The sequence below is a fragment of the Dulcicalothrix desertica PCC 7102 genome (assembly GCF_003991905.1).
In the GTDB taxonomy this organism is placed as follows: domain Bacteria; phylum Cyanobacteriota; class Cyanobacteriia; order Cyanobacteriales; family Nostocaceae; genus Dulcicalothrix; species Dulcicalothrix desertica.
Window position 1 is genome coordinate 150,137 of the sequence record NZ_RSCL01000005.1, and the last position, 12,892, is coordinate 163,028.

Sequence of the window (12,892 nt, forward strand, 5' to 3'; positions counted from 1 at the left end):
ATTATTAAATAGGTATAAAATAATTACTAGGGTATAAATAATCCTCACCTGATTCGTCAACTACTCGAATCATTTGATATTGAGAAGCTTTAAAATCAAAGATTATTTGATAAATTTTCTGTATTCGTAAAGAAGCTTGATACTCTTTGTTATTGATACAAAGAACAAATTGATTTTGATTATTAGCTTGCGGCATAACTGATTCTATAAAAATGTTTCATTGTGTGTATCTAACTCTTGTGGAACGGGCATCCCTGCCCGTCTTTTCTTTGATTTTATATGCAAAATAACTGACTATACCAATAAATTATATGAATTTTTTCTTATTGTTGGAATGGCAATAGTAACATTTATTATCCGCTATCCTGTGTTAGGAGTCAGCGCGCGGATTAAAATGGCGCCACAGTTCATCCAAATTCTTCGTTATGTTCCACCCGCAGTTTTGACGGCAATTATTGCTCCTGCAGTACTCATACCTACAGGTGATAAAATAGATATTATTACTAATCCTCGATTAATAGGAGCAATTGCTGCATTCGTTGTAGGTATTTGGCGCCAAAATCTTTTATTAACGATTTGTGTCGGAATGATAGTGTTTTTGATTTGTCAGTTGTATATGTAAGATTATGATAGGTTTTTAATCACTGTACAGGCTTTCCGGCCTGTGCTACAAGAGATGCCTGTGCTACAAGAGATGAATATTTTTTGAGCAAGTTACCAAGCGTTTTAATCCCAATTTCAATTTGTTCTATATTGTGAGAAAAGTTTAAGCGCATTGCGGGATAACCAACACCTGGGAAAAATGCCGCACCGTTGGCAACGAGTATATTTTGAGCTAAAGCTTCTTTACAAATTGCTTGAATAGGAAAAGAATCTGGTAAATGTGCCCATAAAAATAAACCTCCTTTAGGAATAGTCCATGTTACTGCTTCGGGAAAATAAGATTCTAATGCTTGTAACATAGCATTTCTAGACTGAAGGTTGTGTGTTTGTAAGCGGTTGAGATGGCGCCTAAATTGACCTGATGCTAAATATTCGCTTACAATTGCTTGTGATACTGTGGAAACATGCATATCATGAAGTGCTTTTTGTTTTACTAATTCTCGGTAATGTTTTCCTGTAACGACCATGTAACCAACTCGCAGTCCTGGCATTAGGGTTTTCGAGAAGGTGCTAATATATGTAACTAAGTTGTTATTATCTAATGCTTTGATAGGCGCCGTCCCTTTATCAAAGTTCAATCCTTCATAAGCATTATCTTCTAAAATCGGACATTCGTACTGTTGTGCTAACCTGAGTAATTCTTGACGATGTGTTAGTGAAGTTGTTATGCCAGTAGGATTATGAAGAGTGCTGATAGTATATATTAATTTGGGACGGTGACTTTTAAGGTATTGTTCGAGTAATTCTAAATTCATTCCTGCACCTGTCATGGGAATACCGATTACTTTGGCGCCGATATTTTCTAAAATACTTAAGGCGCCGTGATAAGTTGGTGTTTCGACAATTGCCCAATCACCACGTTGAAGGTAGTAATTTATCGTTAGTGATATACCTTGTTCGGAACCACTGGTAATAATTAATTCCTCTGGTAGAACTTCCAAACCTTGCTGAAGTAGCATTTGGCAGATTTGTTGCCTTAAAATTAATTGCCCTTCTGGAAAATCATACCGAAATAGATTGTCGAGCGGTTTAGCAAGCGCGCGTTTAGCAATTTTTTGCAGATTATCTACACCATGACTACGTGGAAACCCTGAACTAAAATCAATTATGCCTGTTGTGTGCTGTGCCTGTAATGAAGCTATATATTGTTCAAAAAAAGAACTTCCCCCTTCTGAAATTATCACTTTCTGAGCAGGTGCAAAATGTGATTCTGTGTAAGATATATTACGTGAGCGTAATGTTAAATCTGAAGCTACTACACGATTAACAAAATATCCTGCTCCTTGACGAGCATATATTAACCCATCGGCTTCTAAGTAACTATACGCTTGTATTATTGTTAATTTATTTACTCGAATGCGTTGAGATAAAGTGCGAATTGATGGTAACTTTTGCCCGGGTGTAAGTTTGCCTGATTTGATTAAGCGACTGAAGTGGTTGTGAATTTGCTGATAAACTGGCTGCGAGGAATGACGGCTTAAAACAATATTCACAAGCTTACCCCTTTCCATGAACGGCTAGTAATTAAAGCTACTACAGGCAATATAAGTGATTTTTGATTATTTGAGTTGGTACAGTTATGCAAAATTGAACTAGAACAGTTGAGATTATTGTAACTGTATTAGGTAAAATTAGCTGAATTTGTACCTTCTCGTGAAGCTGTACTTGGTGCGAACCTAAAAGTAGGCGCCGCAGGAATCTACATGAGGGTATAAAAATGAAGATTATAGACTCATTTTTCGCACTGAAATCTAATTTAAACAGTGTTTGGCAAAAGTTAACACTCCTTTTTATAGAAAATTCTGAGTTACAGGTTTGGTCAACTCATAATAAAAACGGTGAAATATCCTGGTACGCTTATGACCCCACTACAAGACGTTCTGCTTGTTTCGGTTCAGAAGATGATATGCGTGCGTGGATTGAAAAACGACTGTATTTATAATGAAACAACTTCTTTCTCGTATTGATTCAGAAACACTAGGGTTATTTTATGGTTTTCTGGGGGTGTTGGGTTTTAGTTTAACTTTACCTGCTACTCGTGTTGCTGTTACAGATTTTGACGCTGTTTTTGTGGGACTTGGACGCGCGGTTGTTGCTAGTGTATTGGCAATGCTGGCACTATGGGTAACTCGTCAACCTTTTCCACCACGTAAACTTTGGGGAAGTCTTATTGTTGTAGCAATGGGTGTAATTATTGGATTTCCTTTATTATCTGCTTGGGCAATGCAGCAATTACCGGCTGCACATGGCGCCATTATTACAGGTTTAGTACCTTTAGCTACTGCTATCGTCGCTACTGTTAGAGTTGGTGAGCGTCCTTCACTCAAATTTTGGATTGCTAGTATAACAGGTAGTACAACAATCGTTTTGTTTGTTTTACTTTCAAGTGGTGGCAGTATTCAAGGGGCACATGTTTTACTTTTAGGCGCCTCTTTTGCCGCAGCTATTGGATATGCTGAGGGTGGAAACCTTGCTTCTATATTAGGAGGTTGGCAGGTTATTAGCTGGGCATTGGTATTTATTGCCCCTATTTTAGTTATTCCTGTTACGTTAAGTATTTTTCAACATGGGTTAATAGCTTCACCTCATGCTTGGTTAGGGTTTGGGTACGTCAGTATTATTAGTCAGTTTGTGGCATTTTTTGCTTGGTATCATGGAATGAAGGTAGCAGGTGTTGCCAGAGTTAGTCAAATACAGTTATTACAACCGTTTTTAACTATTTTATTTTCTGCTTGGTTGCTGCATGAGCAAGTTACACCCCTGATGTTATTAGCTACCTGCATTGTAATTGCTTGCGTATTTATTGGGAAAAAAGCTTTAATTAGGCGCCGCCAGTAATTAACTTGAAGGTGGTGTTTTCAAATCATTGGGACTTTCTAGTAGTTTATGAGTTGCGTTTACTATTATTTGTGCTGAACCTGTAAAGAAATTACGGTCTATGGTTTCTGGTTTGTCACTAGGTTTATGGTAGTGGGGAGTACGTAAGTTTGCTGTATCGGTTACTAATACTGCTCCTATTCCTTGATACCAAAATGGTGCGTGGTCACTACGCAGGGTGTCGGGTGTTAATAATCCTTTGAGTGGTATGGGTACTGTGAGGATAGCTGGTAAATTGGTTTGTTCGGATGCGTTATTTTGAAATGAATTTAGTAGTGGTAAGTGTTCTATGTCACCAACTACTGTTAGAAAATCTCCTTTATCACTAGGAGGTGTAATTGGTAAGGTTGGTGGGTATTTTTGACATCCTGGAGTATAACATGCGTAACTTACCATATCCATGACTACGGCGCCGCGTAAGTTCTTCTGAATATTTTTTGCTTTTTTGACGTAAGCTTGACTTCCTAATAACCCTGTTTCTTCTTTGTCGAATAGTACTAGCTGTAAACCTCGTGGTGTTGGTTGTGCTAAAAGTCGGGCAACTTCTAATACAACTGCTACACCACTTGCGTTATCATCTGCACCTGGAGATTGATATACTGTGTCATAGTGGGCGCCTACTAAAATACTACCTGCTGTTTTATCTGTTCCTGCACGTTCTGCGACTACGTTAACTCCCTGACCAAAGTTTTGTAATTTTGGTTTAAAACCGTATTTTTTGAGTTCTGCTGTAATATAACTACGTGCGGAAGCTCTTTCTGCATCAGTGTATCGCTGAAAATTTAATTTTTGAAGATGAGCGAGTAAAGTATCTGTTTGTACTAGGGGAGAACTTACCGCACTTTCTAACTTTTGTTGCGGCGCCTCATTAATATCATTTTGAACTCGAATTGTGTCAACAGGTGGTTGCGGTGCTTTATCAAAAAAATTTCTACCAGCAACTATACCTAACGCTACTATTACCAGCAGTACCAGCCAGATTAATTTTTTCATAAAACAATTAAAAAGAAGATGTTAGATTTTTGGCTTATTTTTACTCTTGGGTTCTTGGGAAGTTTTGGTCACTGCGTTGGTATGTGCGGCCCTCTTGCTGCTGCTTTCTCTCTTTCTCAAACCCAAAATACTCGTGACTGGCGCCATCAATTACAGTTCCATATTCTTCTCAACCTCGGTAGAACACTTAGTTATATGATAATAGGCGCCGCTATTGGAGCTATTGGTTCGGTGTTTCTAGCTAGCGGTCAAATGGCAGGTGTTGGGAGTGATATGCGTCGCTTTCTGGCTATTATTACTGGTTTAATGTTGATTTGGTTTGGATTACGGCAAATTAAACCCGACTTATTACCCCGTGTACCTCTATTACATCCTTTATTACAATCCAAATTACATGACCGTCTAAGTACGCTCATGGTTAAGCTTTCTCTTAAAGCAACTTGGTGGACTCCTGCTTTACTTGGTATTACTTGGGGTTTGATACCTTGTGGTTTTTTGTATGCAGCACAAATTAAAGCTGCTGAAACTGGTGATTTAATTAAAGGCGCCACCACGATGTTCGCTTTTGGCTTAGGAACTTTACCAACTATGTTGGGGGTAGGAATATCAACGTCGGTTCTTAGCAAAGATAAGCGCAGCCAGTTGTTCCGTTTGGGTGGATGGGTAACGCTAATAATTGGCGCCTTAACTTTGCTGCGAACGGGCGATATGATGGTTGATTTTACAGGACATGCGGCGTTGTTCTGTTTAATGTTAGCTCTGATTGCGCGTCCAATTAGTAATTTGTGGTCGGCGCCATTACGTTATCGTCGCGCTTTAGGTGTGGGAGCATATGTTCTTTCCATAGCTCATACAACTCATATGCTGCAACATTCTTTGGATTGGAATTTTGAAGCATTTTGGTTTTTACCATTACAATTTCAATGGGGTATTGCTGCCGGTGGTGTAGCTTTAGTATTAATGACACCTGCTGCACTTACTAGTTTTGATTCGATGCAGAACAAATTAGGTCAATACTGGCGCCATATTCATTTATTAAGTGTTCCGGCTTTGATTTTTGCTGTTATTCACGCTATTACTACTGGTTCGCGTTATTTAGGCGCCCTTTCTATAACCTGGGGAAATCAATTAGCTGTTACAGCACTAATTATTTTGATGTTGAGTGTATTATTATTACGTTTACGAAGTATTAAGTAAAAAATTGATTTTTTGCATCTGTCGCTTATTTATATAATTATTGGTGTAATCATACTTTTATAAACTTTATAAACTTCCTAAAGTTTCTACCCTTAATGACTGTTACAAATTTTATGTTGTAGATGTTTGATGTATTTATTTAGTTGCGTAATGTAATTGTAATTTTGAGTTGCATTGAGATTCTAATTGTGCTTAAATCATCATCAAACTTAGTTGTGGGCAAAATCAATTAGTTTGCAATTTTGTATCTAAGATAACTATTCTTAGTAATTAATAAAACTATATTTTCTTTTTTAGAACAATGAAAATACTTGGAGTTTGTGCATACTACCACGATAGCGGCGCCGCTTTACTAGTTAATGGTGAGATTGTTACTGCTGTTCAAGAAACACGTTTTACTAACGTTACGCATATTGGAGTTCCAACAAATTCAATTTCTTACTGTCTTGCAGAATCAGGAATTAAATTGAAAGAACTAGATAGTATTGTTTTCTATGAAAAACCTTTAATTGCTTCTCAGCTTATTAATGAATATGAATTTGCAAATTCATCGATTAAAGGGTTTAATCCGGTTTTACAGGTAATTTCTTTACAGAGAAATAAGCAATTTTTTAGAGCTATGTTAAAAAAAGAACTAGCTGCCTTTGGAAATTGTAAACGCTCTGAATTACCACCTGTTGAATTTATAGAACATAACCAATCACAAGCAACTTCAGCTTTTTTTCTGAGTCCTTTTGAACGTGCGGCAGTAATTTGTATTAACAGTGTTGGTGAATGGGCAACCGCGTCGGTTTGGTTAGGTAAAAAAAATCAGCTATTACCTCAATGGAGCTTAAATTTTCCTAACTCTTTTAAAATTCTTTGTACTGCTTTCAGTTATTATACTGGTTTGAAAATAAATTCTGATGAAAATAGGCTTAGAGAGTTAGCTCCTTATGGAAAACCAAAGTATGCTGAACTTTTTCTTGATAAATTATTAGAATCTAAAGAAAATGATATTTTTCAGATAAATACAGATTACTTAGTAACTGAATTGACGACAACTAATAGAGATTCTGATAATTTTGTTGAAGTATCGTCCCGGTTAGAAGGCAAAATTAATCAATGGGAAATGGATGTTGCTGCGTCTATTCAAAAAGTGATAGAAGAAATAATATTACGTTTAGTGAATACTGTTTATCAAAGATTTGGAGAAAATTATCTTTGTCTGGCTGGTGATGTGGCTCACTACCATATTTTAAACGGTAAAATTATGCGTGAAAATTCTTTTCGAGATATTTGGATTCAACCTTGGAATGATTACTCTAGAAGCGCAGCGCTTGCGGTTTGGTTTCAATGCGCTTGTGTTTGTGTGAAGTGAAGGGGGTTATTTATATAAGGGCGGGCAGGGATGCCCGCTCCACAAGTGATTCACAAGTAATTCACAAATGAGTTACAAGAGATTATATTTTTTATTTGTGTCTTTTTTGATGCCAAGACCATGCGTGGGTAAGTATATCTTCGATGGAAGAATATTTTGGTTCCCAGCCTAATGTTTGTCGCGCTTTGTCGCCACTGCCTATTAATGATGGTGGGTCGCCTGGGCGCCGTTCGCATTCAATAGCTTTAATTTCTTTACCTGTAACTTTGATGGCGGTATCAATTACTTCGCGCACTGAGAAGCCGCTACCGTTGCCTAAATTAAATACGGCGCTGTCGCCACCTTTGAGCAGGTATTCTAGCCCTAATATGTGAGCATCTGCTAAGTCGCTGACGTGGATATAATCTCGAATACACGTACCATCTGGTGTTGGGTAGTCGGTACCAAAAATTGATACTGAGTCGCGTAAACCAAGAGCGGTTTGTAAAACTAAGGGAATCAGATGAGTTTCGGGGTTATGGTCTTCGCCTAAATTTCCACTTGGGTCGGCGCCAGCAGCGTTAAAGTATCGGAATCTAACTGATTTTAGTCCGTATGCAACATCAAAATCGGTAAGTATACGTTCTACCATCAATTTGGTGGCGCCGTAGGGGTTAATGGGATTTTGTGGATGGTCTTCGGGGATGGGTACTTCTTTTGGTACACCGTATGTTGCACAAGTTGACGAAAATACAAAATTCTTAATAGAAGCCGCTAACATCGCTTCTAACAGCGTTATGGTACCAATTACATTATTTCGATAGTACTTTGCAGGGTCACTGACCGATTCACCTACGTATGCGTATGCCGAAAAATGCATGACCGCATCGAATGCGCGCGTTGTAAATAGCTTATCCAGTAAGGTTCGGTCATTTGTATCGCCTACAACTAACTCGACCTGTAAAACCTTTTCAACTAAGTCACGATGCCCGTACACAAGATTATCAAGTATTACTATCTCGTAACCTGCTCGCTTAAGGGCAAGCACGGTATGGGAGCCAATGTATCCAGCTCCCCCTGTGACAAGGATGGTGGGCTTTGCAGACGACATAGTTTTTCCTTACATGTAGAAGTCTCTTCAACTAATTTAATTTACTTAATACAAAATACCTAACAGGAAAATCACAATTCAGTAAGCCAAGTTCGAGATTATGCTCTAAAATCACTACGACGGTAGTCTTTGTGTGTGGGGTGTGAGGAGTTTATTGCGGTCAAAAAGAAGTCCTACTACAATTTGACGGTAACAATAAGTCAATCGCCCAAATCAAAAAGGCTGTCGCTTATATACGATTTGAGAGTGAGCCTATGTTTGTAATGTTAAGCCGGGTACTACTCTGGCTACTTCTGGGTACTATCGTTTATTCCTTGTTCCAAAGGTTTTATCCTTCTGGGGGCTTTTTTGGAAGATTCGTTTTAGCCGTTCTTGCAGTTGTACTACTACTATCGTTCTTTAACCCTGGTGGTACAGGAACAGTCGTATCTCCCTTATGGCAATTCATATCGTTCCCGCTCAAACCGCTGGGTGCGTCGATTTTGCTAATGATTTTTGCTGCACAGCGTTTGAAAGATGGTGGCATCGGCAAACCAGGTGGATATTTACTCGGTTGGGCACTAACGATTTTGTTAATTGCTAGCACACCAGCGTTTGCTTACTTCTTGGTTAGCCCTCGTTTAGCTCAGATGTTACCAGAAGGTCAACCACAGCAAACCCTCGTAGCATTAGCTTCTCAATCTGATGTTAATGCTATCGTTAGTGGTTCAGCTCGTAGCGACGTGCCTTCATACTTGATGCAAACAACACCAGCAGATACTGCTCGTCGGGGAAGGATAGCGCTTGAGGATTTTATTCCTAATGCACAAGCTCTTGCACAAACAACCGCTGCTTGGGAAGCTTTCCTAAATCAAGGCTTTATATTCCTTCGTGGTCGTTAATTTCTGAATTTGATAATCATTATCACTTGCTTTGAGCCACGCCTTCGTGGCTCGTTCTGTCTCTGTAGAAAGTGCTGAGTATAAAGTGCTGAGTTGTATAGGAAGTATGTACTAAATGTGATTCATTTATAATTAGTAGCTGGATAATAAGATAAGTAATGTAATCAGAAGTAACAATGCTGTAATGGCAACATCAAGAAGGCTGGCAAAATTGGGTTCTTACCTGCGTCCGCATTGGCGTGATGCAGCATTAGGAGTAGGTGCATTATTTACTGTAAACGGTTTGGGGGTTTATATACCTCTACTAATACGCTCTGCTGTTGATAGACTAAGTTCTGAATTTACTATTAACCAAGTGCTAGGTTACATAGTGCCTGTTGTCTGTTTAACATCGGCAATGTGGCTAATTCGCATGGCTTCGCGTATTTGGCTGTTTGGTGTTGGTCGTCAGGTTGAGTTTGACCTGAAACAAAATATATTTGAACATTTGCTGAGATTAGAACCTTCATATTTTGCCACTAACACTGCTGGTGACTTAATTAGTCGTGCGACAAGCGATGTAGACAATATCCGTAGGTTACTAGGTTTCGCTGTTTTGAGTTTGGCGAATACATTTTTTGCTTACACATTGACATTACCTATAATGCTGAGTATTAATGTCGATTTAACCTTGGCATCGCTGACTGTGTATCCATTAATGTTTTTGCTAGTACATTTATACAGTGAAAAGCTTCGTAACCAACAAGCGAGGGTTCAAGAAAAAATCTCAGATATCAGCGGACTCATACAAGAAGATGTTAGTGGTATGGCGTTGATTAAAATTTACGCACAAGAGGACAACGAACGACGTGCGTTTGCCGAAAAAAATCAGCGACTATTGGGAGCAAACCTTGAGCTAGCTAGGACTCGTAACACAATTTTTCCATTAATTGGTGGTTTAGCGAGTGTTAGTTCTTTAATCATCATCTGGTTAGGCGCCACAAAAATTGCAGATGGTAGTCTATCGGTAGGGAACTTTGTGACGTTGCTTATTTATGTTGAACGTCTAGTTTTTCCAACTGCGCTATTAGGATTTACAATTACAGCTTACCAGCGTGGTGAAGTCAGCATTGACCGTATCGAAGCAATTTTATCTACTCAACCAAAAATCGCTGATGAATTAAATGCGATTCATTTGGCGCCTGAAAATGTTAAAGGTAAAATCACTGCTCGAAATTTCAGTTTTAGTTATCCACAGAGAAATACATTAGTTCTAGATAATATAAACTTTGAAATAGAACCAGGAGAAACGATATCGATAGTTGGTGCGATAGGTTCAGGAAAAACAACCTTGGCAAACTCGCTACCAAGATTACTCGATATAGCTCCGGGACAATTGTTTCTTGATGGTATCGATATAACTAAAATAGCTATTGCTGACTTACGGGGTGCAATAGCTTATGTACCTCAAGATAGCTTTTTGTTTAGTACAACCATAAGAAATAATATTCGTTACGCTGACCCTTTAGCTGAAATTCAAGAAGTTGAAGCAGCATCTAAGAGCGCGCAAATTCATCCTGAAATTATGAACTTTCCAGCGACTTACGAAACTATTGTTGGTGAGCGTGGTATTACTCTTTCGGGTGGACAGCGACAGCGTACTGCTCTTGCGCGTGCGATGCTTGTAGATGCACCGGTATTGATTTTAGACGATGCCCTTTCTAGCGTTGATAATCAAACTGCAACGGCAATTTTACGTAATATTTCGGGTGGTACAACTCGTAAAACTGTAATTTTTATTACGCATCAATTATCAGCAGCAGCAGCAGCAGACAGAATATTTGTCATGGACAAAGGGCAAATTGTTCAAATAGGAACACATATGGATTTGGTGCAAAAGCCAGGTTTATACCGAACTTTGTGGAGTCAGCACCAGGTAGAAGAGTTATTACATTAGTAAATATTACTACCAATTTTTGGAATAATTAAGTGTTATTCGCCCTCCGGGCAAACTGCGTTAACGCAAAAAAGACGCTATTTTACAAGTTAATTTTTATAATTAGCGTAATTTTTATACACAACGATATTGTATATTAGAACTATGGAAGTTAATAAAGATTGGGAAGAATGTACAAGTGATGCGGCAGTAGCTGAAGCTGCGAGATTAACTGACGAGCAGTATAATAAGAAAATGCAGCGCCGCAAGGAAGTGCAAGATAAGCGTATAGAAAACGCGATATCAGAAAAAGGTTTGATTATCGTTAATACAGGTAATGGCAAGGGTAAAACTACGGCAGCGTTGGGAATGGTTATACGTGCGCTTGGACATGGTTATAAAGTCGCAATAATTCAGTTTATCAAAGGCGCCTGGGAACCAGCAGAGAAGAAAGTATTAAGTGTATGGTCTGACCAGTTAGAATTTCATGCGATGGGAGAAGGGTTTACTTGGGAAACTCAAGACCGTGAGCGAGATATAATGGTGGCGCAAGCTGCATGGGAAAAAGCGCTTGTTTACATCAAAAACCCGGATTTCCGCGTCGTGCTTTTGGATGAAGTTAATATTGCCCTCAAACTTGGTTATCTAAATCTCGAAGATATTATCAAAGGATTAGAACAGAAACCTGACTTGAATCACGTTATTCTTACAGGAAGAGGGGCGCCTAAGCAACTCATTGAGCGGGCAGACTTAGTAACAGAAATGACTTTAGTAAAACATCCCTTCCGTGAACAAGGGGTAAAAGCACAACCAGGAATTGAATTTTAATTATTAGAATTTAATATTATGTCTTTAAATCTACCACTCGATGCTCCACCGCTACGGATACTAATTGTTGAAGATGACCCGATGATGCAATTGGGACTTGAGCAATCATTAATGTCATATCCACAATTAGAAATAGTTGGACGAGCAGAAGATGGTTACTTAGGTGTTCAAGCAGCGCTTAAACTGAAACCTGATTTAGTCGTAATGGATATTGGACTACCTCGGTTGGATGGTATTGCCGCAACACAACAAATCAAGGCAGCATTACCCCAAACTCATATCGTAATGTTGACATCCCATCAAACCGAAACCGAAATTATCGCTGCTTTATCGAGCGGCGCCGATGCTTATTGTATCAAAGGCGCCACCGTCGAGCGGTTATTAAGCGCAATTTCTGCCGCAGTTGAAGGAGCAGCTTATCTAGACCCACAAATAGCAAGACGAGTCATTGAAAATCTTAAACCACCAGCTAATAAAACCAATTCTGCAAATTTATCACAGCGCGAGTTAGAAGTATTGAAGTTAATGGTAGATGGTTTGAGTAACCCTGAAATTGCAGAGAAACTATATTTAAGTCCTAACACAGTAAAAACCCACGTTCGCGGAATTATGAATAAGCTTTCTGTTGACGACCGAGTACAAGCTGCTGTAGTCGCTCTAAGGTCAGGACTTGTTTAATGTAGATTTTTACTAGGGGATATATTATCATTTCCATTTTTACGCTTGTCGATTACTAGGGCTGATTTTGATATCCCCTAGTAATTTTGGATGTTTTTACTAGGGGATATAGCATAATCTCCATTTTTACGCTGGTCGATTACTAGGGCTGATTTTGATATCCCTAGTAATTTGGATGTTTTTACTAGGAGATATAGCACCATCTCCATTTTTACGCTGGTCGATTACTAGGGCTGATTTTGATATCCCCTAGTAATTTTGGATGTTTTTACTAGGGGATATGGCACCATCTCCATTTTACGCTGGTCGATTACTAGGGCTGATTTTCGTATCCCCTAGTAATTTTGGATATTTTTACTAGGGGATATGGCGCCATCTCATTATTGGTGTGGTCGATTACTAGGGCTGAT

At 38.8% G+C, this 12,892-nt stretch carries 13 protein-coding genes; 9 read left to right on the plus strand and 4 right to left on the minus strand.

Annotated elements, in window-relative coordinates; genetic code table 11:
- Positions 1 to 4: 4 nt before the first annotated feature.
- On the minus strand, positions 5 to 196 hold the full coding sequence (locus tag DSM106972_RS12030; RefSeq protein ID WP_127080932.1) for a hypothetical protein: 192 nt from the start codon (positions 194 to 196) through the stop codon (positions 5 to 7).
- 24 nt (positions 197 to 220) lie between these two features.
- On the opposite strand from DSM106972_RS12030, the gene DSM106972_RS12035 reads away from it, so the two are divergent.
- A complete protein-coding gene (locus DSM106972_RS12035; RefSeq protein ID WP_267901097.1) occupies positions 221 to 622 on the plus strand; it encodes a branched-chain amino acid transport AzlD family protein in 402 nt (133 codons plus the stop codon).
- Positions 623 to 641: 19 nt separating this feature from the next.
- Here the strand turns inward: DSM106972_RS12035 and DSM106972_RS12040 are convergent, their stop codons facing one another.
- Positions 642 to 2,156 (minus strand): aminotransferase-like domain-containing protein, encoded by a 1,515-nt coding sequence (locus DSM106972_RS12040; RefSeq protein WP_127080934.1) that lies wholly within the window; start codon positions 2,154 to 2,156, stop codon positions 642 to 644.
- 224 nt (positions 2,157 to 2,380) lie between these two features.
- Here DSM106972_RS12040 and DSM106972_RS12045 point away from each other — a divergent pair, with 224 nt between their 5' ends.
- Both DSM106972_RS12045 and DSM106972_RS12050 read left to right on the plus strand, forming a co-directional pair.
- Positions 2,381 to 2,605: a hypothetical protein gene (locus tag DSM106972_RS12045; RefSeq protein ID WP_127080935.1), complete on the plus strand. Its 225-nt coding sequence runs from the start codon at positions 2,381 to 2,383 to the stop codon at positions 2,603 to 2,605.
- A complete protein-coding gene (locus DSM106972_RS12050) occupies positions 2,605 to 3,501 on the plus strand; it encodes a DMT family transporter (protein WP_127080936.1) in 897 nt (298 codons plus the stop codon). The genes DSM106972_RS12045 and DSM106972_RS12050 overlap by 1 nt, the downstream gene beginning before the upstream one ends.
- Here the strand turns inward: DSM106972_RS12050 and DSM106972_RS12055 are convergent, their stop codons facing one another.
- Positions 3,502 to 4,533: a M28 family peptidase gene (locus DSM106972_RS12055; RefSeq protein ID WP_127080937.1), complete on the minus strand. Its 1,032-nt coding sequence runs from the start codon at positions 4,531 to 4,533 to the stop codon at positions 3,502 to 3,504.
- An 18-nt stretch (positions 4,534 to 4,551) separates the two neighbouring features.
- Here DSM106972_RS12055 and DSM106972_RS12060 point away from each other — a divergent pair, with 18 nt between their 5' ends.
- Both DSM106972_RS12060 and DSM106972_RS12065 read left to right on the plus strand, forming a co-directional pair.
- Complete coding sequence (locus DSM106972_RS12060) at positions 4,552 to 5,730, plus strand: urease accessory protein UreH domain-containing protein (protein WP_127080938.1); 1,179 nt, start codon at positions 4,552 to 4,554, stop codon at positions 5,728 to 5,730.
- Between the two features lie 301 nt (positions 5,731 to 6,031).
- On the plus strand, positions 6,032 to 7,090 hold the full coding sequence (locus DSM106972_RS12065; RefSeq protein ID WP_127080939.1) for a carbamoyltransferase N-terminal domain-containing protein: 1,059 nt from the start codon (positions 6,032 to 6,034) through the stop codon (positions 7,088 to 7,090).
- Between the two features lie 91 nt (positions 7,091 to 7,181).
- On the opposite strand, the gene galE is transcribed toward DSM106972_RS12065, so the two are convergent.
- The gene (galE, locus tag DSM106972_RS12070; protein WP_127080940.1) at positions 7,182 to 8,180 is read right to left on the minus strand and encodes a UDP-glucose 4-epimerase GalE; all 999 of its coding nucleotides are present in this window, start codon (positions 8,178 to 8,180) and stop codon (positions 7,182 to 7,184) included.
- 254 nt (positions 8,181 to 8,434) lie between these two features.
- Between galE and fraI the strand changes: the two genes are divergently transcribed.
- The 4 genes from fraI (at position 8,435) to DSM106972_RS12090 (ending at position 12,482) form a co-directional block, all read left to right on the plus strand.
- Positions 8,435 to 9,061, plus strand: a complete 627-nt coding sequence (gene fraI, locus DSM106972_RS12075) for a septal nanopore formation protein FraI (protein ID WP_127080941.1) — start codon at positions 8,435 to 8,437, stop codon at positions 9,059 to 9,061.
- Between the two features lie 184 nt (positions 9,062 to 9,245).
- Complete coding sequence (locus DSM106972_RS12080) at positions 9,246 to 10,997, plus strand: ABC transporter ATP-binding protein (RefSeq protein ID WP_127080942.1); 1,752 nt, start codon at positions 9,246 to 9,248, stop codon at positions 10,995 to 10,997.
- A gap of 144 nt (positions 10,998 to 11,141) precedes the next feature.
- A complete protein-coding gene (gene cobO / locus DSM106972_RS12085; RefSeq protein WP_233786974.1) occupies positions 11,142 to 11,804 on the plus strand; it encodes a cob(I)yrinic acid a,c-diamide adenosyltransferase in 663 nt (220 codons plus the stop codon).
- A gap of 18 nt (positions 11,805 to 11,822) precedes the next feature.
- Entirely contained in the window at positions 11,823 to 12,482 is a 660-nt protein-coding gene (locus DSM106972_RS12090; RefSeq protein WP_019490114.1) for a response regulator, read from the plus strand.
- Positions 12,483 to 12,892: the final 410 nt, after the last annotated feature.

Coding starts and splice junctions, on each gene's coding strand:
- DSM106972_RS12030 (WP_127080932.1), bottom strand. CDS start 196: ATGCCGCAAGCTAATAATCAAAATCAATTTGTTCTTTGTATCAATAAC.
- DSM106972_RS12045 (WP_127080935.1), top strand. CDS start 2,381: ATGAAGATTATAGACTCATTTTTCGCACTGAAATCTAATTTAAACAGT.
- DSM106972_RS12050 (WP_127080936.1), top strand. CDS start 2,605: ATGAAACAACTTCTTTCTCGTATTGATTCAGAAACACTAGGGTTATTT.
- DSM106972_RS12055 (WP_127080937.1), bottom strand. CDS start 4,533: ATGAAAAAATTAATCTGGCTGGTACTGCTGGTAATAGTAGCGTTAGGT.
- DSM106972_RS12060 (WP_127080938.1), top strand. CDS start 4,552: ATGTTAGATTTTTGGCTTATTTTTACTCTTGGGTTCTTGGGAAGTTTT.
- DSM106972_RS12065 (WP_127080939.1), top strand. CDS start 6,032: ATGAAAATACTTGGAGTTTGTGCATACTACCACGATAGCGGCGCCGCT.
- galE (WP_127080940.1), bottom strand. CDS start 8,180: ATGTCGTCTGCAAAGCCCACCATCCTTGTCACAGGGGGAGCTGGATAC.
- fraI (WP_127080941.1), top strand. CDS start 8,435: ATGTTTGTAATGTTAAGCCGGGTACTACTCTGGCTACTTCTGGGTACT.
- DSM106972_RS12080 (WP_127080942.1), top strand. CDS start 9,246: ATGGCAACATCAAGAAGGCTGGCAAAATTGGGTTCTTACCTGCGTCCG.
- cobO (WP_233786974.1), top strand. CDS start 11,142: ATGGAAGTTAATAAAGATTGGGAAGAATGTACAAGTGATGCGGCAGTA.
- DSM106972_RS12090 (WP_019490114.1), top strand. CDS start 11,823: ATGTCTTTAAATCTACCACTCGATGCTCCACCGCTACGGATACTAATT.